Annotated in this window: 24 protein-coding genes, 2 tRNA genes and 1 pseudogene; 9 read left to right on the top strand and 18 right to left on the bottom strand. The window is 63.3% G+C overall.

Annotation, left to right across the window (positions count from 1 at the left end):
- Positions 1-301: 301 nt before the first annotated feature.
- The 4 genes from XBLMG947_RS10330 to XBLMG947_RS10315 form a co-directional block, all read right to left on the bottom strand.
- A complete protein-coding gene (locus tag XBLMG947_RS10330) occupies positions 302-1,564 on the bottom strand; it encodes a lipase family protein (RefSeq protein WP_065468349.1) in 1,263 nt (420 codons plus the stop codon).
- 916 nt (positions 1,565-2,480) lie between these two features.
- Complete coding sequence (erpA, locus tag XBLMG947_RS10325; protein ID WP_002808218.1) at positions 2,481-2,867, bottom strand: iron-sulfur cluster insertion protein ErpA; 387 nt, start codon at positions 2,865-2,867, stop codon at positions 2,481-2,483.
- 84 nt (positions 2,868-2,951) lie between these two features.
- Positions 2,952-3,401 carry a bactofilin family protein gene (locus XBLMG947_RS10320; RefSeq protein ID WP_065468347.1) on the bottom strand — a complete coding sequence of 150 codons (450 nt, stop codon included), beginning with the start codon at positions 3,399-3,401 and terminating at the stop codon, positions 2,952-2,954.
- Between the two features lie 3 nt (positions 3,402-3,404).
- A complete protein-coding gene (locus XBLMG947_RS10315) occupies positions 3,405-4,142 on the bottom strand; it encodes a DUF6776 family protein (protein WP_065468345.1) in 738 nt (245 codons plus the stop codon).
- A 129-nt stretch (positions 4,143-4,271) separates the two neighbouring features.
- Here XBLMG947_RS10315 and XBLMG947_RS10310 point away from each other — a divergent pair, with 129 nt between their 5' ends.
- Genes XBLMG947_RS10310 through XBLMG947_RS10300 form a run of 3 tightly spaced genes read left to right on the top strand, consistent with a single transcriptional unit; the run spans position 4,272 to position 9,214 of the window.
- On the top strand, positions 4,272-4,898 hold the full coding sequence (locus tag XBLMG947_RS10310; protein WP_065468343.1) for a DUF4126 domain-containing protein: 627 nt from the start codon (positions 4,272-4,274) through the stop codon (positions 4,896-4,898).
- Positions 4,899-4,936: 38 nt separating this feature from the next.
- Entirely contained in the window at positions 4,937-6,904 is a 1,968-nt protein-coding gene (locus tag XBLMG947_RS10305) for an EAL domain-containing protein (protein WP_065468341.1), read from the top strand.
- On the top strand, positions 6,905-9,214 hold the full coding sequence (locus XBLMG947_RS10300) for an ATP-binding protein (protein WP_065468339.1): 2,310 nt from the start codon (positions 6,905-6,907) through the stop codon (positions 9,212-9,214).
- 562 nt (positions 9,215-9,776) lie between these two features.
- Here the strand turns inward: XBLMG947_RS10300 and bfr are convergent.
- The 3 genes from bfr to XBLMG947_RS10285 form a co-directional block, all read right to left on the bottom strand.
- Entirely contained in the window at positions 9,777-10,247 is a 471-nt protein-coding gene (gene bfr / locus XBLMG947_RS10295; protein ID WP_003483093.1) for a bacterioferritin, read from the bottom strand.
- 334 nt (positions 10,248-10,581) lie between these two features.
- Positions 10,582-10,791 carry a (2Fe-2S)-binding protein gene (locus XBLMG947_RS10290; protein WP_065468337.1) on the bottom strand — a complete coding sequence of 70 codons (210 nt, stop codon included), beginning with the start codon at positions 10,789-10,791 and terminating at the stop codon, positions 10,582-10,584.
- Positions 10,792-10,871: 80 nt separating this feature from the next.
- A complete protein-coding gene (locus XBLMG947_RS10285) occupies positions 10,872-11,489 on the bottom strand; it encodes an RNA pyrophosphohydrolase (RefSeq protein ID WP_065468335.1) in 618 nt (205 codons plus the stop codon).
- 118 nt (positions 11,490-11,607) lie between these two features.
- On the opposite strand from XBLMG947_RS10285, the gene XBLMG947_RS10280 reads away from it, so the two are divergent.
- Both XBLMG947_RS10280 and XBLMG947_RS10275 read left to right on the top strand, forming a co-directional pair.
- Positions 11,608-11,684, top strand: a tRNA-Met gene (locus tag XBLMG947_RS10280).
- A gap of 52 nt (positions 11,685-11,736) precedes the next feature.
- Positions 11,737-11,811, top strand: a tRNA-Gln gene (locus XBLMG947_RS10275).
- Between the two features lie 454 nt (positions 11,812-12,265).
- Here the strand turns inward: XBLMG947_RS10275 and rpsI are convergent.
- Together rpsI and rplM are read right to left on the bottom strand one after the other, a co-directional pair.
- Positions 12,266-12,658, bottom strand: a complete 393-nt coding sequence (rpsI, locus tag XBLMG947_RS10270; protein ID WP_016902423.1) for a 30S ribosomal protein S9 — start codon at positions 12,656-12,658, stop codon at positions 12,266-12,268.
- Positions 12,659-12,660: 2 nt separating this feature from the next.
- Positions 12,661-13,089 carry a 50S ribosomal protein L13 gene (gene rplM, locus XBLMG947_RS10265; RefSeq protein ID WP_003483082.1) on the bottom strand — a complete coding sequence of 143 codons (429 nt, stop codon included), beginning with the start codon at positions 13,087-13,089 and terminating at the stop codon, positions 12,661-12,663.
- Between the two features lie 182 nt (positions 13,090-13,271).
- On the opposite strand from rplM, the gene coq7 reads away from it, so the two are divergent.
- A complete protein-coding gene (coq7, locus tag XBLMG947_RS10260; RefSeq protein ID WP_065468333.1) occupies positions 13,272-13,925 on the top strand; it encodes a 2-polyprenyl-3-methyl-6-methoxy-1,4-benzoquinone monooxygenase in 654 nt (217 codons plus the stop codon).
- A gap of 424 nt (positions 13,926-14,349) precedes the next feature.
- Here coq7 and XBLMG947_RS10255 read toward each other — a convergent pair whose 3' ends face one another.
- Positions 14,350-14,664, bottom strand: coding sequence for a DMT family transporter (locus tag XBLMG947_RS10255; RefSeq protein WP_065468331.1), 315 nt, complete (start codon positions 14,662-14,664; stop codon positions 14,350-14,352).
- Between the two features lie 162 nt (positions 14,665-14,826).
- Entirely contained in the window at positions 14,827-15,621 is a 795-nt protein-coding gene (gene speD / locus XBLMG947_RS10250; protein ID WP_010368069.1) for an adenosylmethionine decarboxylase, read from the bottom strand.
- Between the two features lie 137 nt (positions 15,622-15,758).
- Here speD and crp point away from each other — a divergent pair, with 137 nt between their 5' ends.
- Positions 15,759-16,451 (top strand): cAMP-activated global transcriptional regulator CRP, encoded by a 693-nt coding sequence (gene crp, locus XBLMG947_RS10245; RefSeq protein WP_065468329.1) that lies wholly within the window; start codon positions 15,759-15,761, stop codon positions 16,449-16,451.
- 320 nt (positions 16,452-16,771) lie between these two features.
- On the opposite strand, the gene XBLMG947_RS10240 is transcribed toward crp, so the two are convergent.
- The 5 genes from XBLMG947_RS10240 to XBLMG947_RS10220 all read right to left on the bottom strand — a co-directional run bounded on the left by XBLMG947_RS10240 (position 16,772) and on the right by XBLMG947_RS10220 (position 20,943).
- Entirely contained in the window at positions 16,772-17,488 is a 717-nt protein-coding gene (locus XBLMG947_RS10240) for a haloacid dehalogenase-like hydrolase (RefSeq protein ID WP_065468327.1), read from the bottom strand.
- A complete protein-coding gene (gene trpC / locus XBLMG947_RS10235) occupies positions 17,481-18,356 on the bottom strand; it encodes an indole-3-glycerol phosphate synthase TrpC (RefSeq protein WP_181093196.1) in 876 nt (291 codons plus the stop codon). Before trpC ends, XBLMG947_RS10240 begins: the two co-directional genes overlap by 8 nt.
- A 64-nt stretch (positions 18,357-18,420) precedes the next feature.
- On the bottom strand, positions 18,421-19,458 hold the full coding sequence (gene trpD / locus XBLMG947_RS10230; protein WP_065468325.1) for an anthranilate phosphoribosyltransferase: 1,038 nt from the start codon (positions 19,456-19,458) through the stop codon (positions 18,421-18,423).
- A 122-nt stretch (positions 19,459-19,580) separates the two neighbouring features.
- Entirely contained in the window at positions 19,581-20,213 is a 633-nt protein-coding gene (locus XBLMG947_RS10225) for a flavin reductase family protein (RefSeq protein ID WP_065468323.1), read from the bottom strand.
- 151 nt (positions 20,214-20,364) lie between these two features.
- A complete protein-coding gene (locus XBLMG947_RS10220) occupies positions 20,365-20,943 on the bottom strand; it encodes an anthranilate synthase component II (protein WP_065468321.1) in 579 nt (192 codons plus the stop codon).
- 227 nt (positions 20,944-21,170) lie between these two features.
- On the opposite strand from XBLMG947_RS10220, the pseudogene XBLMG947_RS22615 reads away from it, so the two are divergent.
- A pseudogene (locus XBLMG947_RS22615) lies at positions 21,171-22,233 on the top strand (IS3 family transposase).
- A gap of 286 nt (positions 22,234-22,519) precedes the next feature.
- Here XBLMG947_RS22615 and XBLMG947_RS10205 read toward each other — a convergent pair.
- Positions 22,520-23,083 carry a lytic transglycosylase domain-containing protein gene (locus XBLMG947_RS10205; RefSeq protein WP_065468315.1) on the bottom strand — a complete coding sequence of 188 codons (564 nt, stop codon included), beginning with the start codon at positions 23,081-23,083 and terminating at the stop codon, positions 22,520-22,522.
- A gap of 374 nt (positions 23,084-23,457) precedes the next feature.
- Here XBLMG947_RS10205 and xopA point away from each other — a divergent pair, with 374 nt between their 5' ends.
- Positions 23,458-23,850 carry a XopA/Hpa1 family type III secretion system protein gene (xopA, locus tag XBLMG947_RS10200; protein WP_065468313.1) on the top strand — a complete coding sequence of 131 codons (393 nt, stop codon included), beginning with the start codon at positions 23,458-23,460 and terminating at the stop codon, positions 23,848-23,850.
- 855 nt (positions 23,851-24,705) lie between these two features.
- Here xopA and sctC read toward each other — a convergent pair.
- Positions 24,706-26,529: a type III secretion system outer membrane ring subunit SctC gene (sctC, locus tag XBLMG947_RS10195; protein WP_065468311.1), complete on the bottom strand. Its 1,824-nt coding sequence runs from the start codon at positions 26,527-26,529 to the stop codon at positions 24,706-24,708.
- Positions 26,530-26,662 lie beyond the last annotated feature (133 nt).

Genomic DNA, 26,662 nt, shown 5'->3' with positions numbered 1-26,662 from the left:
CTGCCGATAATCGGCAGCGCCTGCAACCATCGCGCGCATCGCACCGAGCGCGCCTGCGGTGCGTGTTCAGACGCGGACACCACTCGCGCCGGCAATGGCTTGTTCTGTGGTTCACGACCGGCCGCACGCGGTCCGATCACAGGCCAGCACGCGGGCGCCCCAAGGACAGGACACCCACGTTAGCCGGTGGTGGTGGGCAAATGTACTACTGCACCAGTGGCAGTCACGAACGCTGCAGGTCCGGGCTTGGATACGCCCGGACCTGCAGCAGCTTCAACAGCGTCAGACAACGACCGTTACGTCAGCGCTGCTTGTCCAGCAGCTGATTCCGCACCGCCACGATGCACGGTTCTTTGGTCGCCAAATGGGCTAACGCCGAGTTGTCGTCGGGGTTGCCCGTGCCGATATCCACCAGCGACACCTGATTGCTGCCCTGCCGCTTGAAGCTGGCGATGGCGGTCTGCGCATTCTTCAGCGGAACGGTGGCATCGTTGGACGAACCGCACAGCAAGGTTGGCGTCTGTGGCGCCCACGCCAGCACATCGTTGCGTGCCAGATCCTGGCGGAACGGGTTGGCCCGGTTGCTGGCAAAGTCGCGGTAGAAGCCGGGCTGGAAATACGCCTTGAGTTTATCGATGCCTGGCAGGGTATCCCCTAGCACCAGATCGACCAGGCCCTGCTTGCCTGGGAACAATGGCTCCACCTTGGGAGCCCAAGGATCCTGGAACACCTGTGCGGGATCCAGATAGATGTTGTGGTACGTGTGCTGCATCGCGACGATGGCATAGCTACCCAGAACGATGCCGAAGGTGTTTTCGCCTACTGCATTGCTGCCGCCCCAGCTGTCCACGAATGTTTGCTCTAGCGCGTACGGGCCGGAGATCGGCGCGCTGGCCACCAGATGGAATTCCTTGGACAAATGCGCCTCTATCTCACGCTGGGTGGCCGCCGCAGTGTGACCGCCCTGCGAATAACCCGACAACATGACCTTGCCGGACAGCGGGGTATTCAAACGCCGCAACACGCTGCGCGCCGCGCGCATCGCATCGATGGTCGCACTCGCCTCGGATGCGCTGTGCAGGTAGGGGTGATAGCCGTAATTGGATTTACCAAGACCCAGATAATCGCTGCTGACGACGACATACCCCTGGCTGGCAAGCCGCGTCACCAGCGGGTCGTCCCCCTTGGCATCACGGATGTCCTTGGCCTGCTCATCGGCGCGAACCGTTTCCGTCCCACGCCCCCAGCCCAGCAATGGATACGGGCCGGTGCAAAGCTCGCCTCCCGGAATCAGCAGCACGCCAGAGGCGGTGGCCGGTTCGCCCTGGACACCGATGGTTGCATAGGTGAATTCGGCCACGCGGACGTTGCATTTGGGCTGCTCGGGCTGCGACTCGGAGGCCAGCAAGGCGCCAATCGCATCTCGGGTATAGCTGGTCATGACACTGCTGCTGAGCAAGGTGCCGCGTGCGGGCGCAGCCTGTGCGCTGGGCGCAAGCACTGTGCTGGCGATGCCCAACATGGCCGCCAGGCCAAACGCGGATCGTGAATTGATCTGCAACATGGGAGATGCTCTCTTGTGGATGGATGGGACAGGCAGGAAGGAAGGAATCACCCAACGCGTGGTCGGCATCGGTTGCCTGATCGGCATGTGGGAGGAGAGGAGCGGTGAGTGCACCACCGCAGCGGATCCAGGCTAGGTGCGGCACGCACGGTGTCGCGCTGACCGAGTTGCATCAGCAGGGACAAGCGGCAATGCGTGGATTGAGACAACGCGCATATCGTGGCGCCAATGGTGAGCACGCACGCAGTATGGTCATCTCGATCTACGCACCATCACGCACGCACGAAGCCGGTGCGCGCGCCGCGAAACGTGAAACGCGCAGATATTAGCGGCGCGTGAAGTGCAAGCGCCCATGGCCCGCGCGGCGCGCGAACACCAACCAATCGGACGCACATCGGGTGATCGATCGGCAGCGACGCCCTACCTTCCTGCCTTCATGTGGAAGGTGACCACTGCGCTGCGCGCGGACGCGGGCCATCTTCCTCAAACTGCGCGCAGGCAGCGCTGCCCGCGCACCTTTACATGGCGCGCGCGTGTCGTCGAAGTGAAGGATTGCCGCAGTCATTACCTATCGCGGGAGCACCCAGACGCAGGTCCGATCTGTATCGGCTACTTGCGCGATGCGAAGGCCGCATCGGCTGCCTACGTGATAGCAGGCGGCAATCGCCCGACCAGCTGCCGCGGCGAACCAAACGATGCACCACGCACATCACAGCGCGCGCAGCGAAACAAGCGACACACCACATCGCAGACTAGTCACGGTGTCTGACAACGTACCCCACCTCATCGCCAGCCGATCAGCACCTGGCAGCGCGCCCATGGATGAAGCGCGCGCGCGGAGTCAAATCTTCATCACGCCAGGCACCACGCCGGAGCACACGCTACACGCCGGCAATCCCCGCATACCCACACGCACTCAAACGCTGAAGCTGCTCCCGCACCCGCACGTGGTCTTTGCATTGGGATTGCGGATCACGAACTGCGCGCCGGTCAGGCTTTCGGTGTAATCCACCTCGGCGCCCATCAGGTATTGCAGGCTCAGTGGATCGACCAACAGCGTCACGCCATCGGTGGCCACGGCCAGGTCGTCCTCGGCGCGGTTCTCGTCGAACTCGAAGCCGTACTGGAAGCCGGAACACCCGCCACCCTGGATGTACACGCGTAACGCAAGGTCGGCATTGCCTTCTTCCTGGATCAGCTCGCGCACCTTGGCGGCGGCGGCCACGGAAAAGTTCAGTGGCCGGTCGATGGACTGATAGTCCGGTGCCGGGGCGGCGGTAGGAAGCGAAACGAGCGTGCTCATGCCGTCAGCATGGGGGCCAGACGGCCCCACTTCAAGCCACGTCCACCGCATCGGCTACCGCGGCGTTCACCGCGCACGCCGCACTCAGGCGTCGGCCGTTTCAGCCTGCAGCGCATCGACCGGCTCGGCACGGCTGGCTTCCGGCGCCGGCAGCGCCGTGGTTGCGCCTGCGCTAGCGGCGTGGATCAGCCGCCCGGTGAGCTGCGCGCCGGCGCTCATTTCCACCACCTGGTAATGCACGTTGCCCTGCACGCGCGCATTGGCGGCCAGTTCGACCCGCTCGGCGGCATGCACATCGCCGGTCAGCTGGCCGTTGATGATGACCACCGGGGCGCGCACTTCGCCTTCGATGCTGCCCTGCTCGGCCACCGTCAAGGTGGCGCTGGTGCCTTCTTCGGCAATCACCTTGCCCAGGATGCGGCCTTCCACATAGAGGCCGCCGCTGAACATCAGGTCGCCGCGAATGACCACCTGCGGTCCGATCAAGGTATCGACCACGGTCTGCCCACCACGGCTGGACTTGTTTCCGAACATGAGCTACTCCCCCGCGCCATTGCCGGCGACTTTCCAATCGAATGTCTGATTGACCGGCGCCCCATCGCCGCTCAGGGAGATTTTGACACGTTGCGGGGTGAAATCCTTCGGCAGGATCACGCTACCGTCCAGCTGCTGGAAATAGCGGAACGAATACGGCTGGCCGGCGGCATCGGGCTTCTGGTGGAGTTCGTTCCAGCTCACCGTGACCAGCTTGCCGGCGCGCACCCCTTCCACCGCAAAGCGCAGCTGGCCCTGGCTGATCGCGCCGCGATTGAGGTTCTGGGTGAGCACCACGCTGTAATTCCAGGTACCACCGGCCTCGGCAGTGAACTGCACCGAATGCGCATTCAGCCCCTTGCGCTGCGCGGTGGAGCCCACCAGCCGCTCGTAGAAGGCCACGTCGGCGCGCAGCGCGGCGATCTGCTCGTCGCGCTCGGCCAGCGAGGCCTGCACTTCGGTATTGGCCGCGCGACTGATCTTGTCCGACATCGCCAGATTGACCTGACGCTGTTGCAATTGCTCGATCTGCCAACGCTGCTGGGCTTGGCGACGCTGCGCCTGCTGCAGCGCAGCCTCGGCCTCCGCCAGGCGCGGAGCAGCCGTGCGCGAGGCCATCCACCACACCCCGCCCAGGGAGGTCAGCCACACGATGGCGACCACCAACCACAGCCAGCGGCCACCGGAGCGGACGCCGCCGGACTCCCGTTGGACGATCTGCACGCGTGCGGCTGGTCTCATGGGCATCGGTTCCGGACGGGCCGGCGCAATCAGGGGCGGCGTAGTGTGCCAGAGCCCCGACACTCGTCGCGCTGGCGCTGGACCGGCGGTTATCCGATAGTTCCGCAATTGTTTGCAGGAAACCACGCCATGAGCGAAACGCATCTGTTCGTGATCGGCATCCTGCTGGCCTGGCTGGCCGGCATCCGGGCCTATCTCACCGTGTTCGGGGTCGGCCTGGCCGGCCTGCTGGGCTGGATCGACTTGCCGCCGGCCCTGCATCCAGCGCAGTCGTGGTGGGTCCTGGGCACCTCCGGCGCGCTGGCAGTGGCCGAATTCTTCGCCGACAAGATCCCCGGCGTGGATTCGGGCTGGGATCTTGTGCAGACACTGGCACGCGTGCCGGCCGGCGCCTTCCTGGCTGCGGCGACGCTCTCGCCCGACGGCAATTTGGGGGCGAGCGCCCTGGCGACCGGCGCTGGCGTGGCGCTGACCAGCCACACGCTCAAGGCAGGCACCCGCGCGTTGCTCAACACCTCACCCGAACCGGCCAGCAACTGGGTCGCCTCGCTGGCCGAAGACACCGTCACCACCACGGCGTTGGCCCTGGCGCTGGCGCATCCATTCCTGGCACTGAGTGTTGCGGTGGGCTCGAGCCTGCTGACGGCGCTGGTGGTGTGGTGGGTCTGGCGATTGCTGTGGCGGGGCATGCGCCGACTGGTCGCGCCGATGCGCTCTACCGCGACGCCGGCTGCACGCAGCTCGCGATTACCGTGAAGTTCATCGCATAATCATAGCGACTGCAGGGAGTATCAATGGCCGCCCGAGATCCGGTTCTTTCCACCACGCGTGACCACACCGCCACGCGTCATCGTCCACTGCGCGCCGAGACCCCGCCGGCCGATCACTGGCGCCGTTGGGCCGATGAGGCTGCCGCGGCATCCGACGACACTGCGCCGGTGAGCGCGGCGATCATTCCTGCCCCTGCCAGGACAGCCGCGCCCAGCCCGACGCCCGCTGCGCCACCGCGCCCGGTCACCGCCATCGGCAGCGCGTCTAACGCATCGGCATCGGCGCCCACCGGGTTGCCGACATCCACCGCTGCGCCGCGCGACGGCGACGACAACGTCGCGGCCGATGCGCCGTATCGCGTGCTCATCGTCGAAGACGACCGCTCGCAGGCCTTGTTCGCGCAGAGCGTGCTGCACGGCGCCGGCATGCATGCACAGGTCGAAATGACCGCCGCCAGCGTGCCGCAGGCGATCCAGGACTATCACCCGGATCTGATCCTGATGGACCTGCACATGCCCGAGCTGGACGGCATCCGCCTGACCACGCTGATCCGTCAGCAGCCCGGTCAGCAGTTGCTGCCGATCGTCTTCCTCACCGGCGATCCGGACCCGGAGCGCCAGTTCGAAGTGCTCGACAGCGGCGCCGACGACTTCCTCACCAAGCCGATCCGCCCACGCCATCTCATCGCCGCGGTCTCCAACCGCATCCGTCGCGCACGCCAACAGGCGCTGCAGCAAACCGGCGAACAGGTCAGCGTGCGCAGCAATCCGGAAACCGGCCTGCCCACGCGCAGCCACGTGATGGGCCTGCTCGCCGAAGCGCTGGAGCGCAAGCAGTCCGGCGGGCTGTTCTTCATCGAGATCGCCAGCGCGCTCGGCCTGCGCGAACGCTACGGCTATGCCGCCTACGAGCGGTTGATGACCCAGGCCGGGCACCGCCTGGCCAGTGCGGCCCAGCCCTATCCACTGGCACGCTTGAACGACAACAGCTTTTTGATGCTGGCTATGGACATGCCCGAAGCCGGCCTGGAACAGCAGGCGCTGGAGATTCGCCAACGGCTGTCCGCCAACGCCTTCCCGGTGCGCGAAGAAGAATCCGTGCACGTGCGCTGCGCCATCGGCGTGGCAGCGCTGGGCCTGGGCTTCAACGACACCGGCAGCGCGCTGGAAGCAGTCGAGCGCACCGCGCTGCAGGCACGCCTGCGCAGCGACGGCGTGCAGACTTACCTCGCGCCCAGCCAGGCCGAACAGCAGGAACAACTGCGGCTGGTCGAAGGCCAACTGGAACTGGCGTATCAACCGATCGTGGCCGTCGCCGGCGGCGACACCGCGCAATACCAGGTGCTGCTGCGGCTGCGCCAGGCCGACGGCACACTGCTCTCGGCAGGCCAGGTGATTCCTGCCGCCGAAGCGGCCGGACGCATCGCCGATCTCGATCAGCAGGTCATGGACCACGCGCTGGGCTTGCTGCATCTGTACCAACACGCCAGCCCACCGCTGCGCCTGTTCGTCTCGCAATCGCCGCGCACGCTGGCCCGCGACGCCTTCGCCGACTGGCTGCTCGAAGCGCTGGTCGAACGCGGCGTGGCCGGACAATCGTTGATCGTGGATTTGCGCCTGGACGATGCGCTGATCCACGCCGTGACCTTGCAGCAGTTCTGCACCAGGTTGATGCCGGCCGGCGTGCAGTTCTGCCTCAGCCAGTTCGAGCCGGGCGACGAAGCCAACGCGCTGCTGAGCCAGTTGCCCCTGAGTTTCGTGCGGATGGCCAACCGTTTCGCCGATGCCCACGGCAACGCGGCGGTGCGCGACGAATTGCGCGGCGTGATCGACGTCGCCCACCAGCGGGGGCTGCTGATCATCGGGCAACGCATCGAAGATCCGCAGGCGGCGGCCGCGATGTGGATGAGCGGGGTGGATTTCATCCAGGGCAACCTGGTGCAGACCGTCGGCAAGGAACTGGACTTCGACTTCACGAACGCGGTGCTCTGAGTGACAGCGCAGGCAGGAGGCTTTCGCGCCTGGAGCACACTCGCAACGCTGTCCGCTCTGGCGGCAGCGCTGGGCGCAGGCTTGCAATGGTCTGCGCTGCAAGGCCCCTGGCGCACGATCACCGCGGTGTCGGCAGCGCTGGCAGTGGTGTGCGGGATCTGCGCCGCGGCGGCGGCCTCCCGGGCCGCCCGTGCGCAGCACGCGTTGGCGCAGCGCCTGGAAGAGGCCGACCTGGCCCGCGAACGCTTGCAGCAGGACCTGCAGCGCCACGGCGAACTCGAACAGGAATTGTTGCGCGCCAAACAGGCTGCCGAAGCCGCCACCCTGGCCAAGGGCGAATTCCTGGCCACCATGAGCCACGAAATTCGCACGCCGCTCAACGGCATCATTCCGATGCTGGAACTGATCTCCAGCGGCCAGCTCAGCCTTGATCAGCGCGACATGCTGCAGACCGCCACCGGCAGCTCGCTACAGCTGCTGCGCATCGTCGACGACATCCTCGATTACTCCAAGCTCGAGGCCAACAAGCTCGAACTGGAAATCACCACCTTCAACCTGCGCGAACTGCTCGACGGCGTCGTCCAGTTACTGCAGCGCACTGCCGAAGGCCGTCAGTTGCGCCTGAGCCTGGATATCGAACCGTCGGTGCGCCTGCTGGTGCGCGGCGACCCGATCCGCCTACGCCAGGTGCTGAGTAACCTGATCGGCAACGCCATCAAGTTCACCGAGCGCGGCAGCGTCGACATCCAGCTGCGTCGCCTGGGCGAAACCCGCGCCCAGCATCTGCTGCGCTTCCAGGTGCGCGACACCGGCATCGGCATTGCCCAGGACCAGCAGGCGCGCCTGTTTCGCTCCTTTGCTCAGGCCGACGCCTCCACCACGCGCCTGTACGGGGGCACCGGGCTGGGGCTGGCGATCTGCAAACGCATCATCGATCTGATGGGTGGCCGCATCGGGGTGGAATCCGAACCCGGGCGCGGCGCCACGTTCTGGTTCGAAATTCCGCTGCTCAAGGTGATCGGCGACCTGCAGCAGGCCACCGGTGCCGACGCCGCACGCGTGATGGTCATCAGCTCCGATGCGCGTCTGTCGCAACGCCTCAAGCGCCTGCTCGACAGCTGGGGCGTATCGCACGTGCTGATGGAAACCACCCAGGAAGCGCTCGAACGCGTGCGCCGCCGCAGCGACACCGAAGGCTTCCGCTGCGTCATCGCCGACCACGACACGCTGCGCTATAGCGCACGCGCCGTGCACCGCGCGCTCGCCCGCCCGGACGACGCCAACGGCCCCCGCCTGATCTGGCTGTACGGCGAAGAACCGGTGCCGGCAGAACTGCAGGATCACGCCACCCTGGTGCCGCGTCTGAGCCCGGACGAAACCCTGCGCGCCCTGGTGCTGCCGCCCGATCCCAAGCCCGTCCACACCGCCACGCTGGCCTCGGCGCTGATCCCGGAGTCGTTGCCACCACCGATGGCCAACGCACGCGACGTGCGCATCCTGCTGGTCGAAGACAATCCGGTGAACCTGCTGGTCGCGCAGAAACTGCTGGCCGTGCTCGGCTTCGAGGCCGACACCGCCACCGACGGCGAAGCGGCGCTGAGCCGCATGGAATCCACCCGCTACGACATGGTCTTCATGGATTGCCAGATGCCGGTGCTGGACGGCTACGCCGCCACCCGGCGCTGGCGCGCGATGGAAACCGAGAGCGGCGGCCGTCCGATCCCGATCGTGGCGATGACCGCCAATGCCATGGCCGGCGATCGCGAACGCTGCCTGGCCGCCGGCATGGACGACTATCTGTCCAAGCCGGTCGCGCGCGAACAGCTCGATGCCTGCCTGCAACGCTGGCTGCCGCGTCAGGCGCTGCTGCCCGGCCCAAGCACGGCCGGCCAGGCCACCCACGATCCCGAAAGCGCCAGCGCCGGCGCGCAGGCACGCGCATTGCCCATCCTGGACAACGGCGTCATCGACGAGCTGTACGACGTGGCCGGCACCGACACCATCACCATCTTGCAGCTGTTCCTGGAAGACGCCCCGCTCATCATCGAACGATTGGAAGCGGCCGCAGCCAACTGCGACAGCATGCAGCTGCGCGACCTCGCCCATACCCTGAAATCCTCCAGCGCCAACGTCGGCGCGCAGGCGGTGTCCAATGCCGCACGGCGTATCGAACTGGCCGCCCGCACCGGCACCATCGAACGTCCCTCGGTCATGGTCGCCCTGGTCATCGCCGAATACGCCCGTGCCCGCCTGGCGCTGCTAGGCCAGGTCGCACGCCTGCAGGTCGCCGCCAGCACGACAAGCCAGTAATCGAATCAGGACTGTCCAGGCAGCGGCAGGAGTCTGGCGACATCACCCGCATCGAACGGCCCATGGGGAAGCCATCCCGACTGCGAACGCTCTCGGGCAGAGCAGCCCTGACCACGAACGCTACTCGGTCATGGCTGCCTTGCCCGCTCGGTGAACGCGCCCAGGATCATCGCCGCATCTGACGGCGGTCGTCCCCTGCTCAGCAAGCTGATGCGCCTACAGGCCGCCACCAACACGGTTGCGGAGTCATCGCGCAAGCACCATAGGGGGGCGACGACAGCTCTGTGCCGAGCATCTGCATGTCGTCAACGCAATGCTCAATCTCTCTGATGCTCAACGCCCTCGCATGCAGGAGGACACTCAAGCCTCGAGTTCCACGAACGCAAGAGCCCCTCTCCTGCGGGAGAGGGGTTGGGGTGAGGGTACGGACGAAGCCATGCACGCTCAGCCGGCAGCCAACTCTGCAGCGCCACATCATCCGCGACAATCGCGGAAAACACCGACCAGCAAAACAACCCGCGCCAGCACTCCAGGGCAAAACAATCATCCCGGCCAGAGACGTTTAGTCGTCCAGCTTGGTCAGCAGATAATTCGGCTCGCCGATGCGCGCCACCAGGTCCAATTGGGTTTCCAGCCAGTCGATGTGCTCTTCTTCCGACTCCAGGATGTCCACCAGCAACTGCCGGCTCACGTAGTCCTTGACGGTCTCCGCGTACGCCACCGCTTCGCGCAGCACGACAACGGCCTCGCGCTCCAGGGTCAGATCGCAGCGGAACATCTCGGTCGGGTTCTCGCCGATACGCAGCTTGCCCAGCGCCTGAAAATTAGGCAGCCCTTCGAGAAACAGAATGCGGTCGGACAGCTTGTCCGCATGTTTCATCTCGTCGATGGATTCCTTGTACTCATGCTCGGCCAGTTCTTTCAGGCCCCAGTTCTTCAGCATCTTGGCGTGCAGGAAGTACTGGTTGATCGCAGTGAGTTCGTTGTAGAGCACCTTGTTGAGGTACTCGATGACTTTGGTATCGCCCTTCATGCGATGTCTCCGAGACAGTGAGCCGGCCGCACTTTAACGCGTTGGCGCGGCGCATGAAGGAACGCGAATCGTGATCAGTTGCGGGACGCTTCGCGCCATAGACGGAGGTGCCGGAAGAACTCGCAGCTGCCAGAGGCTGTCGACGGATTGGACGGATCACCGGCTGCAATCCTGCACAGACCATTAGCGGAACACCACGCAAATGCAGGCCCTGCTTCAGCGACACAGCGACGCCAGTCGTACCTCGCCGCACGAGTGGGCACGCATCTCGCGTCAGGTCTCGCGGGAAACCACTAAACAATGGTGGGGCCCCTCGGACCCGGACGGCGCTACATCAGGCAGCGCTGGCCAACCCCAACAGTGGCAACGACAGCGCGCGGGTGGCGTGTGCCTGGTTCAACAGATCGCCTGCGATCTCAAGACACGAGCCGCAATTGGACCCGCAGCCGGTGCGCATGGTCAGTTCGGCGAGGCTGGCGCAGCCATTCTCGGCCGCTTCGCGGATCTGGTGGTCGGTGACCCCATTACAGATGCAGACGTACACGGTATCGGTCGGGTGTTGGCGATCCGGAAAGGACCGGGACTGATTGCACCGCAAACGAGAATAAGTGTCAATTCCATGCGTTAATCATTATTAATCCGCACCGGCCGAGCCCCGTTGCGCTTGCGCGGCCGCTTGCGCGGGCTGTCGTGCCCGGCCGCGCTGCTGCCGGGCAACCACGCCTCCTGCGCACGTTCGGGCATCGCACCGACCGCCGCCGGGCCTGCAAGATTCTGCGCAAGCGGCGCCAGATGACGCAGCGCGCGGGCGTACACGCCGCGCTTGAACATCACCACGTGCTCGACCGGATACCAGAAATCGACCCAGCGCCAATGATCGAACTCCGGCGTATCGGTATGGTCGAGCTTGAGGTGGGATTCATCGCCGGTGAACTGCAGCAGGAACCAGACCTGCTTCTGGCCGATACACACCTGCCGCTCACTGCGGCGCACCGCACGGCTGGGCAGGCGATAGCGCAGCCATCCAGGCGTGGCGCCGAGCAATTCCACATGCTCGGGCAACAACCCGGTTTCTTCGCGCAATTCGCGGTACATGGCTTCGACGGGCGTCTCATCGGTGTTCATGCCACCTTGCGGGAACTGCCAGCCGTCCCTGCGCACACGTCGCGCCCAGAACACCTGACCGTCCTGCCGCATCAGCACGATGCCGACGTTTGGCCGGAAACCGTCCGGATCGATCACGATGCGGACTCCTGAAAATCTACTGTCACCGACTCTGCCATGGCGACGCCCTGCTCACAAGCTGAAAACGAAATACTTGACAACACCCAGGCGCATCGCGAGAATTGCCGGCTCCCTAGGCTATGTAGCTCAGCCGGTTAGAGCACAGCACTCATAATGCTGGGGTCGGTGGTTCGAGTCCACCCATAGCCACCAAGGTGTTGAGGCCCTCACCGGCATGCAATACTCTTGGGTCAACATGTTTTATTGCCCCGTCGCCAAGCGGTAAGGCACCTGACTCTGACTCAGGCATTCGGTGGTTCGAATCCATCCGGGGCAGCCACACACGAAAGGTCCGATCGAAAGATCGGGCCTTTTTTGTTGCCAACGATCCACCCTGGCTGAATCGAATCACGGCGCGACAGCCATTCAGCGCCCTAACCCATTCCAGACGATACCGGGCCAGCACCGCGCGCGCCTGCACGCCGATCCCGCATCGGACACCCGGCGCGCACCAGAATCCATCAATGGCGCACCCTGCACCCTCGGCAGCGGCACCGCCATGCGCAACGAGGCGCATCCAGCGGCAGCCCGCTTGATGAGGCCCGTGAGCGGTGCCGCTTCAATTCAGCCCGCGCAACCACCGCCGCCCACAAGCAATCGCATGATCCAACCCGGATGTGTCACCGATGGCGAACGGGCACGCGCATCGCAAGCCCCAAAACGACAAAAGCCCGGCAATGCCGGGCTTCTGCAGCGATTGCCCCGGCGAACCAGCGCAATGCGAACGCGATGGATCAGCGCTTGGAGAACTGGGTCGCGCGGCGGGCCTTGTGCAGGCCGACCTTCTTACGCTCAACTTCACGGGCGTCGCGGGTCATGAAGCCGGCCTTGCGCAGCTCGGACTTCAGGGTTTCGTCGTATTCGACCAGCGCACGGGCGATGCCCAGACGGATCGCACCGGCCTGGCCGGTGGTGCCGCCGCCGGAGGCGGTGACCAGGATGTCGAAGCTCTCGGTGTTCTTGGTCAGCTCGAGCGGCTGACGCACGATCATGCGCGCCGTCTCACGCCCGAAGAACTCGTCCAGCGGACGGTCGTTGACGGTGATGTTGCCGGTACCCTTGCGCAGGAACACGCGAGCGGTGGAGGACTTGCGGCGGCCAGTGCCGTAGTTTTGCGTGATAGCCATGATTAGATATCCAGAACTTGCGGCTGCTGGGCGGCGTGCGGATGCTCGGCACCCGAATAGACCTTGAGCTTGCGGTACATGGTGCGGCCCAGGGGGCCCTTCGGCAGCATGCCCTTGACGGCGATTTCGATCACGCGCTCCGGGTGGCGCTGCAGCGCCTGCTCCAGGCTCTCGGTCTTCAAGTTACCGATATAGCCGGTGAAGCGGTGATACTTCTTGTCTTTCAGCTTGTTGCCCGTGACGACGATCTTCTCGGCATTGATCACCACGAGGTAATCGCCAGTATCGACGTGAGGGGTGTAAACCGGCTTGTGCTTGCCGCGCAGGCGGCGGGCCAGTTCGGTGGAAAGACGGCCGAGCGTCTTGCCGGCGGCGTCAACGAGATACCAGTCGCGTTGGACGGTCTCGGACTTGGCGGTGAACGTAGTCATGAGAAAACTCTTGAGTGGTCGGGCGGATTGCAGCGGCCGAAGACCACTGGAACTTTGCCACGCGTTGTGAAGGCGAAACAGAAGAGGCAGGATTGTACGGGACACCAAGCAGCGGCGCAAGTTGCAGCGACGGCCAGCCCATGGCGGTTGGCAGCGCGGCGGAGCGAGGCCAGAATCGCCCAATGACCCAGACCTCCCCTTCCCGATTGCATAGCCCGCTCGACCGGCTACTGGTCGAAGCCCAGCGCGCGCTGGACACGGTGTTCGGCGATCCGCCGGCAGAACGCCCCAACCCCGCTGCCGACACACCCGACGTCGAACTGGACTCGGAGCAACGCCGCCACGCTGCCGGCCTGATGCGCATCAACCATGTCGGCGAGGTCTGCGCGCAGGGCCTGTACTTCGGCCAAGCCGCGGTGGCCCGCGACGCGCACACCCAACATCACCTGCTGGAAGCCGCGCAGGAAGAAACCGACCATCTGGCCTGGTGCGCCGACCGCCTGCACGAGCTGGACAGCCGCCCCAGCCTGTTCAACCCGCTCTGGTATGCCGGCAGCTACGCGCTCGGTGCGCTGGCCGGACTACGTGGCGACGACTGGAGCCTGGGGTTCGTGGTCGAGACCGAACGTCAGGTCGAAGCCCACCTGGACGAGCACTTGGAAACCCTGCCAGAGATCGACCAGCGCAGCCGCGCCATCCTGCGCGTCATGAAGATCGACGAAGCCCGCCACGCCGACCAGGCCGAACAAGCCGGCGCCCGCATCCTGCCACCGCCCATCCCGACCGCCATGGCACTGGCTTCCAAGCTGATGAAGACCGTCGCTTACCGCCTCTAGGATTGGGGATTGGGGATTGGCGGCTGGCTGGCGAGCAGACTCCGGCCTGCAGTGACGTGCACACCGTAGCGTGAGAAACGCCGCGGCAACGCGAGCCGAAAGTGATCGCTGAACGAAGCCTGCCATCAAAGCAACCTCTTCGAAAACAGCACCACTCAGCACAACATGGCTGCGTACAACTAGCGGCAAGAAGCAGCGCGGCACTCGAAAGCCCTTGCAGCAATCGCAGGGAAGCAAGCCATAAAGCGCAACACACAACTCATCGCCCGCTCATACATGGCGTCACCTCGCAACACCCGACCGGAGCAGAGCCCCCTTTGTTAAGGGGGGGCGCACTGATAAGAGCGAGGATAGGCAGCCACGGAATCGGGGCCCAAGATTTGCGAAGCAAATTTTGGGGGACAGGTCCGCGAAGCGGAGCTGACTACGACACCAACTTCAATCCGATCACACCGGCGATGATCAGCCCGATACATGCCAGCCGCGACCACGAGGCGCTGTCGCCGAATAGAGCGATGCCAGCGATGGTCACGCCCAATGCACCGATGCCGGTCCAGATCGCGTAGCCGGTGCCGACCGGAATGGTCTTCAGTGCCTGCGTCAAAAACCACAAGCTGATGCCGGCCAGGCCCACCGTCAGCACGGTGGGCCACAGCCGCGTAAAGCCGTCGCTGTATTTCAGGCCCATGGCGAAGCCGATTTCGAACACGCCGGCCAGTACGAGATAGATCCAGGGCATTGCAGTACTCCTCAACAAAAAACGGGCAAAAAAAAAGCGACCCAGTATCTGCACACTGGGCCGCCGTCGGCTGTGGAACGCGAGGTCATCGCGTGGCGGGCCGTCCCGCCTTGAGTCGTCGGCGCACCTGCAAGCAGGCGCGCAACCGGTCGTTCTTGACGATTACTCGCTCAGATTACGCCCGTGGAAAAGCTCTTCGATCTCGCGCTTGAGCAGCGTTTCAATCTTCATGCGCTCCTTGAACGAGAGGTTTTTGGCACGCTCTTCGAACAGGTACTGGTCCAGGTCGAAATCCTTCAGATGCATCTTCGTGTGGAAGATATTTTCCTGATAGACATTGACATCGATCATCTCGTAGCGCGACTTCACGTTCTTGGCCAGGAAGTGCTGGATCGAGTTGATCTTGTGGTCGATGTAGTGCTTCTTGCCCTTCACATCGCGGGTGAAGCCACGGACACGGTAGTCCATGATCACGATGTCCGATTCCAGAGTCTCGATCAGATAGTTCAGCGCCTTCAGCGGCGAAATCACGCCGCACGTGGCGACGTCGATATCGGCGCGGAAGGTCGCGATGCCTTCCTGCGGATGCGTCTCCGGGTATGTATGCACAGTGATATGGCTCTTGTCCATATGAGCAACCACGGCGTCGGAGATGAGCTCCTTGCCGGCCTGCTTCTTGTCGATCACCGGCTCTTCGGAAATCAGGATCGTCACCGATGCACCCTGCGGATCGTAGTCCTGACGTGCGATATTGAGGATGTTGGCGCCAATGATCTCGGCCACATCGGTCAGGATCTGCGTCAGACGATCGGCGTCGTACTGCTCATCGATATACTCGATGTAGCGCTGACGCTCCTCTTCGGTGCGCGCATAACAGACGTCGTAGATGTTGAAGCTCAACGCCTTGGTGAGGTTGTTGAACCCCTGTAGCCTCAGACGAGGCAACGGCTTGACCACGTCGGTCTGTCCTTATGGAAAGCGGGAAAGGAGTGAATTATGAGCCAAAGATCCCAGCAACGAAATGCCGATGTTGAGAATGGTTTACCTTGCATGACTCATGCCGTTAAGCTTCAGGAATTACACGCGGAACTACCATGAGCTCAGGAAACACGACGGTTGTCACCACGACGGTACGTAACGCTACCCCTTCACTGGCGCTGGACGCGGGCACCATCGAGCGTTTTCTGGCGCACAGCCACCGCAGGCGCTATCCGACCCGGACCGATGTCTTCCGGCCCGGAGACCCCGCCGGCACCCTCTACTACGTGATCAGTGGCTCGGTGAGCATCATCGCCGAGGAAGATGACGATCGTGAGTTGGTGCTGGGCTACTTCGGTAGCGGCGAGTTCGTCGGCGAGATGGGGTTGTTCATCGAATCCGATACCCGCGAGGTGATCCTCCGCACCCGCACGCAGTGCGAGCTTGCCGAGATCAGCTACGAGCGGCTGCAGCAGCTGTTCCAGAGCAGCTTGTCGCCGGATGCACCGAAGATCCTGTATGCGATCGGTGTCCAGCTTTCAAAGCGGCTGCTCGACACGACAAGGAAAGCCAGCCGCCTGGCCTTTCTGGACGTGACCGACCGTATCGTGCGCACGCTGCACGACCTGTCCAAGGAACCGGAGGCGATGAGCCATCCACAGGGCACCCAGCTGCGTGTCTCGCGGCAGGAGCTGGCACGCCTGGTCGGGTGCTCGCGCGAAATGGCCGGCCGCGTGCTCAAAAAGTTGCAGGCCGATGGTCTGCTGCACGCACGCGGCAAGACTGTCGTGTTGTACGGCACCCGCTGATGGCCCGGCTGCAGCCAGTGCCTTGCGCACTGGCTGCAGCCGAGTTCAGTACCGACTTGCTCGATGACGACGCTGCCGACGTTCGCACTTGCATGCGGCTTGCGGCGGCGTGTCTGCGCGATACCTCTTATAAAGAATCATTCGAGCGGGCTAACCGCACAGTCTGCATCGCAGCTACGTCACGGTTTTGACGATTCGTCTTTAGCCAGCTGCTTAAGCGTTGTCCAGGTCGGTTCGCGTGCTCGATGGCGCACAGCGGGTTGGACCGCATGTGGGTCTCACCCATGCATACGACTCGTTGTCTGGATGGGTGCGCTTGCCTACAGGGCCTTACCACCGCGGTTGCGGCAACCCCAGTTGAGAATGGGCGTACCTGCCGGCAGTACCTGACGAAACAGCTCTTCGCGATTGGCCTTGGGGTTGACCACCACCGGTGCGCGCGCGGCCTTCAAGAGCGGCAGATCTGCGGTGCTGTCCGAGTAGGCAATGGCGATATCGGCATAGCCGCGCTCGCGCAACATGCGCATCTTTTCTTCGTTATGGCAGTGACGCCGGGCAGTGACCGCGCCCAGGCGCGGGCCGACCAGACTGCCGATCACCGGGACATCCTGGTGCGCGACGAATCCGAGAATGGCGCGCGCCAATTCCGGCGGCGCGCCGGTGGCCACGACCACACGGTCGCCGGCGGCGCGGTGTTCGGTGAACACCTTCAACGCATGCGGGAGCAGGCGCTGCCGGATCTGCGCCTCATGCTTGAGCACGTAGGCGTCGACGAAACGGTTGAACTCGCGCGCGCGATGCAGGCCGAAGGTGGCGATCCACACATAGCCGGACACCCCGCGCCGCCGGGTCGGCAGCATCGCCACCATCGGACCAAGAAGCGGCGAGGCCAGTAGCGCGACCAACAAGCGCACTGGGTTGCGCTTGATCAGCCAGGCGAACAGATGGCTGCCGGAATCGCCGTCGTACAAGGTGTGGTCGAAGTCGAACACCACCAGCCGTGCATCTTCACGCGGTGCGGGATACGACTCAGTCATGCGCGAAGAATAGCTGACGCAGCGACTCGCCGGGTTCGGTAGCACGCATGAAGGTCTCACCGACCAGAAACGCGTTCACGCCATTGCTGCGCATCAATTGCACATCGTCTTGGGTGACGATGCCGCTTTCGGTGACCAGCACGCGGTCGCGCGGCACGGCGGCGCGCATATCCAACGTGGTCTGCAGCGTGACCTTGAAGGTGCGCAGGTTGCGGTTGTTGATGCCGATCAACGGCACCGGCACCTGTACCGCACGCTCGAGCTCGTCGATGTCGTGCACTTCCACCAGCACATCCAGGCCCAGTTGCATGGCCAAGCCTGATAACTCGGCCAGTTGGGCGTCTTTCAATGCGGAGACGATCAACAGAATGCAGTCGGCACCGAGCACGCGGGCTTCGTAGACCTGATACGGGTCGACGGTGAAGTCCTTGCGCAGCACCGGCAATGTGCAGGCATCGCGCGCCTGTCGCAGATAGGCATCGGAACCCTGGAAGAAATCCACGTCGGTGAGCACCGACAGGCAGGTGGCACCACCGAATTCGTAGCTGACTGCGATATCGGCCGGATGGAAGTCGGGCCGTATCACGCCCTTGGACGGGCTGGCCTTCTTCACTTCGGCAATCACCGCCGGGGCGCCAGCGGCGATGCTGGCCTGCATGGCCGCGGCGAACCCGCGCGTGAGCGGCAGGTCGGCGCTGCGCGCGATCAACTCGGCCAGCGGCACGCGCGCACTGCGCTCGGCGATTTCTTCGGCCTTGCGGGCAAGAATGGTATTGAGGATGTCGCTCATCGTATCGGGTCCTGGCGGGCGGGCATTATCGGTGGAGACGGCCGCACCGGAGCGCGGCTGCAGGCTGGCGCGCAGCATGCCAGCGTGGCGGTGGGAGCATGCCGAAGGGTAATTGACGCTGCGCTGCAGTGGCCAGCATGACTCAGGGCTGCAAGGCGAGTTGGCGAGTGTAGGCGACATAGGCATCCAGTCGCGCCCGCGCCGAGCCGTCGGCGATGACCGCGCGCGCGCGCAGCACGCCATCGGCGATGCTGTCTGACACGCCGGCCACGTACAGCGCGGCACCAGCGTTGAGCGCCACGATGTCAAGCGCGGGGCCAGGCACGTTGTCCAATACCTGCAGCAGCATCGCACGCGATTGCGCGGCATCGGCGACCTTGAGGTTACGGCTGGCCGACATGGCGATGCCGAAATCTTCCGGGTGCACTTCGTATTCGCGCACCTGACCATCGCGCAATTCGCCGACCAGCGTGCCGGCGCCGAGCGAGAGTTCGTCCATGCCATCGCGTCCCCACACCACCAGCGCACGCTCGGCGCCAAGCTCCTGCAGGACGCGCGCCTGGATGCCGACCAGGTCCGGGTGGAACACGCCCATCAGGATGTTCGGCGAGCCGGCCGGATTGGTCAGCGGGCCGAGGATGTTGAAGATGGTGCGCACGCCCATCTCGCGACGCACCGGCGCCACCACCTTCATGGCCGGGTGATGCACCGGCGCATACATGAAGCCGATACCGGTTTGTCCCAATGCGTCGGCAACCTGCTCGGGCTGCAGCTCGATCACCGCGCCCAATGCTTCCAGCGCGTCGGCGCTGCCCGATTTGGACGACACGCTGCGATTGCCGTGCTTGGCGACCTTGGCACCGCCCGCTGCGGCAACGAACATTGCGCAAGTTGAAATGTTGAAGGTGTGCGAGCCATCGCCGCCGGTGCCGACGATGTCGACCATGTGCTGGCGATCGCCCACGTCCACACGCCGCGAAAACTCGCGCATCACCGTGGCGGCGCCGGCGATTTCGCCGATGGTTTCCTTCTTGACGCGCAGCCCGGTGAGGATGGCAGCGACCATCATGTCGGAGACCTCGCCGCGCATGATCTGCCGCATCAACTCGACCATTTCATCATGGAAGATTTCGCGATGTTCAATGGTGCGCTGGAGCGCTTCTTGCGGCGTGATGGGCATGGAAACAACCGTGGCAGAACGTGATGGATGGAGACGCAGGCGGCTTGAAACCCACCGGGTCAAGGTAGGCACGCGCAGGCGCTAAGCGATGCACCGCGGCGAAGCGGCCAAAGCTGCGGCGATCATTGGCCTGGACGCCGCATGCGAAAGCGCGCCTGCGGCTGCACTTCGTAGTAATCGGCTGGCCCGCCCGCGCGCAGAATCGTTTGCACCGCAGCCGGGTCGTAGATGCCCTCGTGCAGTGCCGATTTGGCCAGATGCACGCCGACGACCTCACCCAGCACCAGCCAGGTCTCGATGGAGTGACCGGCGGCTGTCTGCAGCGGCACCAGCTGGCTGAGCCGGCATTCGAAACTCACGGGACTGGCAGCGACCCGTGGCGTAGCGATCAGGCGCGATGGCGCCATCTGCAGGCCGGCGAGGTCGAACTCGTCCACCTCCGCCGGCACCATCGCCGCGCTGACATTCATCGCCTCGGCCAGTGGGCGGGTGGCCAGATTCCAGGTGAATTCGCCGGTGGCTTCGATGTTGCGCAGGCTGTCCTTGCGACCAATGCTGGCGAAACCCACGATCGGCGGAATGTAATTGAAGGCATTGAAAAAGCTGTACGGCGCCAGATTGGCAATGCCCTCGCCACTGCGCGAGCCGATCCAGCCGATCGGGCGCGGGCCGACGATGGCATTGAACGGATCGTGCGGCAGCCCGTGGCCCTGCGTGGGCTCGTAGAAGTGGATGCTGTCGTCGGGTGTGCTCATCGTGATCCGGATGCGGTGGAAGGTGGCGCTGCGGTGACATCAAATTGAGCGGTGCGGTGCGTGGACTGGGTGGCAGCGTGGTTCTGCGCCTTCGCTGTACTGACCGCGCAGCGCAATGCCGCCAGGCCCAAGCGCCGATGACACATCGCGCTCACCGCTGCAGAAAGTTTTTCAGCAAGGCATGCCCGTGCTGGGTCAGGATCGACTCGGGATGGAATTGCACGCCTTCCACCGGAAACTGACGGTGGCGCAGGCCCATGATCTCTTCCACCGAGCCATCCGGATTCTCGGTCCACGCGGTGACTTCCAGCGCGTCTGGCAGGGTGGTCTTGTCTACCACCAGCGAGTGGTAGCGCGTGGCCTCGTAACTGTCCGGCAGGCCGGCGAACACACCCTTGCCTTCGTGGCGAATCGGCGAGGTCTTGCCATGCATGATGTTGCCGGCACGGATCACATCGCCGCCGTAGACCTGACCAATACTTTGATGGCCCAGGCATACGCCCAGGATCGGCGTGGACTGGCCCAGCTGTTCGATCAACTGCAGCGAGATACCGGCCTCGTTGGGCGTACAGGGACCGGGCGAGATGACGATGCGCTCGGGCTCGAGCGCGGCGATCTCATCGACGCTCATCGCATCGTTGCGCACCACCGTGACCTCGGCGCCCAGCGCCTGCAGGTACTGCACGAGGTTGTAGGTGAAGCTGTCGTAGTTATCGAGCATCAGCAACATATCAGGCCTATCTATCTGTTTTTAAAAGGGACAAAGCCCGAGTCCAATCACCGATATCCGCCCTGATACCGGTCAACTTGGTTGATACCCAAGCTGCCGGGAAGCGAGCAACACCGGAGCATATCTTCGCATGGGCCAACTCCGGCAATGTGACCTCCTCCCTATAACCTGGACCAGCCAGACCTAGAACATTCGGCGACGCTCAGGCCCAAGGAGGCACGTCGCCATTGAAGCAGTCGACGTTCACCGAAGAGCAGATCGCGTTCGCCCTGAAGCAGGCCGAGACCGGCACGACGGTCGAGGAGATCTGCCGCAGGATGGGGATCAGCCAGGCCACGTTGTACGCCTTGCGCAAGAAGTTCGGCGGGCTCGGCGTAGCCGAGCTGCGTCGGCTACGCCAGCTTGAGGAAGAGAAGCGCAAGCTCAAGCAGCTGGTCACCGATGTGAGCCTGGACAGGGTCATGTTGCAGGACGTGCTGTCAAAAAAGTTCTGAGGCCCACGCAGCGCAAGGCGCTCGTGGGCCATCTGATCGATCGGTATCGGGCTGGGGTTCGTCGGGCTTGCGCGGTCGTCAAGCAAAGCCGATCGGCGTGGTATTACCAGCCTCGGGACAATGAGGATGCGCCACTACGTCGACGGATCGAGGAGATCGCCGCGGTGCGTGTGCGCTATGGCTTTGGGTGGATCTTCGTGCTGCTACGCCGGCAGGGCTGGAAGGCCAATCACAAGCGTGTCCATCGGCTGTATTGCCAAGCGGGCCTCAATCAGAGCCGCAAACGTCCGCGCAGCCGCAAGGCTGCGGCCCATCGCCTGGAGCGCACGGTGCTGACCGGTCCCAATCACGTCTGGAGCATGGATTTCGTGGCCGATGCTTTGTTCGACGGACGCCGCTTCCGGGCGCTGACCATCGTGGACAACTTCTCCAAGGAACGCCTGCGCCACCAACGCGACCTGCTGCAACGCATCCAGACCGACAATGGCAGCGAGTTCATCTCGATGGTGATGGATCGTTGGGCCTACGACAACGGCGTAACCATGCAGTATCCCGCCCCGGCAAACCGACCGACACTCCTTTCATCGAATCGTTCACTGGCAGTTTTCGGGATGCGTGCCTCAACACGCACTGGTTCCTGTCGCTTGCCGACGCCCGTAAGAAGCTCGAAAACTGGGGGGTCGATGACACTCATTTCCGGACGCACTCCTCGGCCGGCGATGTCCCGCCGGCCGAGTTTGTCGCCCGATTCGCCTGCCCACCCAAAGCCGAATTTTCCAGTTCTGCTCGGACCTGACGTGGGGAGGAGGTCAATCTCCACGCGCCGCGCGACAGATCGCCTTGGGAGAATCGGCGCGCCAGCAGCGAGTGAGTACTCAATTAACTCTCGCACCTGTACGGCAATGACCCCAGACACACTGCCCACCCCATCTACCAGCGACTAGCCCCAACGACCAGCGCCTTTTTCATCAAGCGATTCCACGCAGGCACGGCCTCTAGCCAAATCGACAGAAGCGACTCGCCCCGACCTGCCTTGCCACACCGCTTGGGCTGCACCCACGCACTCCTGCAGTGCACCCGCTCTAGTCTGAAATCACGCCTCGCCTGATCAAAATCGAATGAATGGCACGCGCGTATTTATCGCGCTCCCCCGGCGTTTCGGAATGGTAGGCTCCTACCGCAGCCCAGGTGTTTCCATATTTATTGGTCATCTCGCGCAACCGCCAAGCCGCCACATACACACTTTTACACGGATGCATCAACGCGTCCCTGGAGATTCCATAGCTGGATAATCGGCGCAGATGGATGGAGTTGATTTGCATCTTCCCGTAATCAATCGTGCCGTTGTTGTTGCGATGGATTGCGTCGGCACGATCGTGCGACTCCTGCCAGGCAATGGCACGCAGCACCCAAGGGTTGACGTGCTGATATCCGGCGGCCTCTTCGAAGCAATCCGCGCGTGCGAAAGGCGCCGCGCACGCCAGCACTGCTGCAAAAAGAATGCGCTGCGGCCCGGTTCCTGCCCGACACTCACATCCGGACCATTGCGCGCGCATGCGTCGCATTGGCGAAGGCCCAGACCAAGAATCCAACTGCCGATTGGATTTTTTATCGACATGCTGGCAGGGGATCATTGAATCGATCATTTGTCGTTACCTCGATCTCGATTGAATACAGGTCTCCAAGTGAGTAGAGTGCTGTCACACAACTACCCGGATTTTTCGACGGCGGAACCATAACGCTACCTGTACGCGATTTACTCAAGAGCGACGAAACGCTTAACAGACAAGCGAAGAAACGTTCGTCAAAGACGTCTTCGGGATTTCCCTCTCGGTCCTAAACAGTTTCTGCCTTGCCGTCTTCGCGCGCACAAGCGAAATTTCGCAAAATTTCTGGCGCCGGTTGGTTGCCGCTTTTACTGTTCGCTTGGGGCGTGAAACGCGCCCCGCAATCACCACTGCTCAGTATTGGCAGTTGAGTGAAAAAAAAAATCCCAGTCAATCAGAGAGGAATCGTCACGATGGATTCTTTGAACACAACTAACCTCGCCAACTCGTCCTTTGTCCAAGTTGACCCAAGCCAGAACGCGCAAACTGATGCAACCCAGGATAGTCAGGGTGGTCAGGGTATCTCGGAAAAGCAGCTGGACCAATTGCTGACCCAGCTCATCATGGCCCTGCTGCAGCAGAGCAACGGTGCTGAGAAGGGTCAGGGGCAGCAGGGTGGTCAAGACAATGGAGGTGGTCAGGGCGGCAATCAGCAGGCTGGGCAGAATGGCTCTCCCTCGCAATTCACCCAGATGCTCATGAATATCGTCGGAGAAATTCTCCAGGCGCAGAATGGCGGTGGCGGTGGCGGTGGCTTCGGTGGCGGCGCCGACACTGGCGCCAACACTTCGACGACCATGCAGTAAAGAACTGTTGGTCGTCCCTACCGGCCACGGCCTGCAGGTTGCCGCTTTCATGCGTCAGCCTGCAGGCGCCGTCAGGGCGTCTGTTCCCCTCTATAGCACCGGTATGGTGCAGGCAATCGTCGACGTGCCGTACAGAAATCGGCAACGCCGTCATTGCTATTTACACGAACGTTCGCAGCTCACTCCAGGCTCGCGCTTCTGCCTTCGGTGACGCACGGCGAGTGCAATAAACGTTCGTCATACGTCCGCAGCCGTGCCGGCATCTACGCTTCATTCGATGCCAGGCTCTCTTGTTATCGGAAACGCCCTGTCCCAATTGGACATCGCTGCGTGCGTTAGCTTGGTTCGGCATCCAGTCGCATACCATCGGATCGTGGTCGTTCGACAAGATTCTCCGTGGCCAGGCACTGTTTATGCGCGACGCTGACCGCACCGGGCATCGCGTCACGCTCTTGCGTGATCGCTATCAGGTCGAGCCCTCGATGCTCCACCTGCCTTCCCGCCATCTGCCCAGGTAGCGATCTCACTGCCAGGAAATATATAACCTAGAGCAGCTAACCAGACTGCAAGGTCGTGGCCAGGCAGGCACAAACGGTGCAAAAGCACCCGAGTGCAGCAATGGCAGATACCGATTGCCAGCACCGGCCGCTTAGCATCTTCCCAGTGATGGTCTTAATCGCTCCAGGTTGAAACCGAGGTTCGTGCTTCTTGCATTGCAGGTTTCATAATTTCCAAACAATGCAGGCATTGTTTCGGGCACCGGCATTGACCGAATGTGCTGCTCGCATTCGGGGCGCGACCAGCAAGTGCTGCATTATCACCTACTAGCCGCAACCCGAATTTTTCAGCAGACCATCAGGGCGAAACCACATGCGGAGTCAACAGGAACAGCCGTTGCATGCGGGACCCGCTTTTTTGGCGGTGTTTGAACAGATTGCCGATCAACGGAATCTTTGACAAACCGGGCACCGCATTCAGATCGGTCTCGTCAGCATCGTAGGCGTATCCTGCGATCAACAGGCTCTGTCCTTCGTTGACGAAGGCCTGGGTGGTGATCTCGCTGGAGCTAATGACCGGAATCCCGTCCACGGTATTGGATCCAAGCTGGCCGTCCTCGATACGCACATCCAGACGCATCTGACCGTTCGGCGAGCCTGGCACCACGCTGGGCAATACCCGCAATGACACCCCGGCGGAGAGGTTATAAAGATCTGCCGACGCGTATCCGCTGACCCGGACGAATGCCTGTTGCTTGTGATCCATGACCGCCTCGACGTTGTCCAGCGTCGCAACCTGGGGCGAGGACACGATCTTGGCTTTGTTCGTCGTCTCCAACGCCGACACGCGCGTCATCAGATAACGTCCGGCGTCTCCCAGGACGGTCGTCAAGGTGCCGCCAACCGGCGTATTCGCGCCTCCCGTGGCAGCACCGCTCAATGCTCCGTTGAAACCCAACTGACCGCCGCGGCCGTCGCCGGTCTGTATGTCCGTGTGCTGGCTGTGGAATCGCCAGTCGATACCGAGATCCTGCATGGCGCCGTCGCGGATCTCGATGATGGTGGCATCGATCTGCAGCAACTTGGGCCGGTTATCCAACTGTTGGATCAGGGTGCCATAGTTCTGCATCCGCTCCGGTCGATCGCGGATCAGGATGGCGTTCGTGCGTGGATCGGCTTCGATCACGGGCGCATCGGAGGCGAGTTCTGCTCCACCACCAGCGTCGATCGGATTGGATTCATCGCGCCGTCCCCTGCTGAGCTCCGGCCATACGCTGGCGGGCGACCCCGCCGTCGCACCGACTCCGCTACCGGGCAACGGCGGACTGACCGGCACGCGATCAGACGACGCCCCCCCACCAAACCACGCCGAAGGCAGCCCAAGGGCGCCGTTGGCTCCGCCACCTTGCCCCTGTGCGGCATTGCCGAATGCGTTGGCGGAACCACCGCCGACCGGCTGTACCCGTCCAAAGTTGGCGCCAGGCCCGGGTATCGCCGCGACGGGTGCGCCCCGTGCGCCGTACATGCTGCGCAACAGGCTGGCCATGCCTGGAATCTGCACGTCTTGCCCGCCGATACGCGTGGTGTGGTCGGCCGCCTGCGCATAATGCAGCTGAAATACCTGTACTTCGGTGGCATCGCGCTGACGCGCACCCTGCTCGACCTGCTTGGCAATCGCCGAAACGGTATCCACATACCCGGGGGGTCCGGAGACCACCGCCACATGCGCGGCCTCGTCGTAACGCACCGGAAACCGCGGATCGTCCAGACGCATGCGCGCAAGTGCGTCGCGCAATGCCTTGGTCGATGCCATGCCCAGGCTCAAGGTGGCGCTTTTTGACTCGTTTGCGCCCCAGATCCTCAGCACGGCGCCGTCGTAGTACCAGACGAAGCCGTAAGTCGCTGCCAGGTCGTCGAGGAATTTCTGCGGAGATGTTTCAAATTTTCCGCTGAGCGTACCGCTCACCTCTGGCGAGATCCAGGTCGTGACGGACTGGCTGGCGGACAAATCACGCAGCACCTCTTTGAGATCCTTGTTGTCTGCAACGTATTTGAACGTGCGCGAATGCCACGGGACCTGGGCGGCGTCGGCATGGGGCGACAACAGCGGCAGCAGACTGAGCATCAGTACAGCGGCCAATGGAGCACGTCGGGGTGGGGCTGGGGTACAGGCAGGAGCCATGGCATTCCCTCTGCTAGGCAAATGAAGAAGTCGGTCGGGGCAGCGCCTGGCAACAGGCACTGCCCCGAGATTATGCATGGATGTGGCCGAGCCGCGCAGCGAGGCAGCGTCACCTGCCTCCATGGGGCGTGTT

It is taken from the genome of Xanthomonas bromi (genome assembly GCF_900092025.1).
Classification (GTDB): Bacteria; Pseudomonadota; Gammaproteobacteria; order Xanthomonadales; family Xanthomonadaceae; genus Xanthomonas; species Xanthomonas bromi.
Note: the sequence above shows the minus strand (reverse complement) of the source record. Positions and strands in the feature narration are given on the sequence as shown.

Bases quoted from the DNA above. Each gene is read 5' to 3' on its own strand.
- XBLMG947_RS10330 (WP_065468349.1), bottom strand. From the start codon at position 1,564: ATGTTGCAGATCAATTCACGATCCGCGTTTGGCCTGGCGGCCATGTTG.
- erpA (WP_002808218.1), bottom strand. From the start codon at position 2,867: ATGAGCACGCTCGTTTCGCTTCCTACCGCCGCCCCGGCACCGGACTAT.
- XBLMG947_RS10320 (WP_065468347.1), bottom strand. From the start codon at position 3,401: ATGTTCGGAAACAAGTCCAGCCGTGGTGGGCAGACCGTGGTCGATACC.
- XBLMG947_RS10315 (WP_065468345.1), bottom strand. From the start codon at position 4,142: ATGAGACCAGCCGCACGCGTGCAGATCGTCCAACGGGAGTCCGGCGGC.
- XBLMG947_RS10310 (WP_065468343.1), top strand. From the start codon at position 4,272: ATGAGCGAAACGCATCTGTTCGTGATCGGCATCCTGCTGGCCTGGCTG.
- XBLMG947_RS10305 (WP_065468341.1), top strand. From the start codon at position 4,937: ATGGCCGCCCGAGATCCGGTTCTTTCCACCACGCGTGACCACACCGCC.
- bfr (WP_003483093.1), bottom strand. From the start codon at position 10,247: ATGAAGGGCGATACCAAAGTCATCGAGTACCTCAACAAGGTGCTCTAC.
- rpsI (WP_016902423.1), bottom strand. From the start codon at position 12,658: ATGGCTATCACGCAAAACTACGGCACTGGCCGCCGCAAGTCCTCCACC.
- rplM (WP_003483082.1), bottom strand. From the start codon at position 13,089: ATGACTACGTTCACCGCCAAGTCCGAGACCGTCCAACGCGACTGGTAT.
- coq7 (WP_065468333.1), top strand. From the start codon at position 13,272: ATGACCCAGACCTCCCCTTCCCGATTGCATAGCCCGCTCGACCGGCTA.
- XBLMG947_RS10255 (WP_065468331.1), bottom strand. From the start codon at position 14,664: ATGCCCTGGATCTATCTCGTACTGGCCGGCGTGTTCGAAATCGGCTTC.
- crp (WP_065468329.1), top strand. From the start codon at position 15,759: ATGAGCTCAGGAAACACGACGGTTGTCACCACGACGGTACGTAACGCT.
- XBLMG947_RS10240 (WP_065468327.1), bottom strand. From the start codon at position 17,488: ATGACTGAGTCGTATCCCGCACCGCGTGAAGATGCACGGCTGGTGGTG.
- trpC (WP_181093196.1), bottom strand. From the start codon at position 18,356: ATGCTGCGCGCCAGCCTGCAGCCGCGCTCCGGTGCGGCCGTCTCCACC.
- trpD (WP_065468325.1), bottom strand. From the start codon at position 19,458: ATGCCCATCACGCCGCAAGAAGCGCTCCAGCGCACCATTGAACATCGC.
- XBLMG947_RS10225 (WP_065468323.1), bottom strand. From the start codon at position 20,213: ATGAGCACACCCGACGACAGCATCCACTTCTACGAGCCCACGCAGGGC.
- XBLMG947_RS10220 (WP_065468321.1), bottom strand. From the start codon at position 20,943: ATGTTGCTGATGCTCGATAACTACGACAGCTTCACCTACAACCTCGTG.
- XBLMG947_RS10205 (WP_065468315.1), bottom strand. From the start codon at position 23,083: ATGATCGATTCAATGATCCCCTGCCAGCATGTCGATAAAAAATCCAAT.
- xopA (WP_065468313.1), top strand. From the start codon at position 23,458: ATGGATTCTTTGAACACAACTAACCTCGCCAACTCGTCCTTTGTCCAA.
- sctC (WP_065468311.1), bottom strand. From the start codon at position 26,529: ATGGCTCCTGCCTGTACCCCAGCCCCACCCCGACGTGCTCCATTGGCC.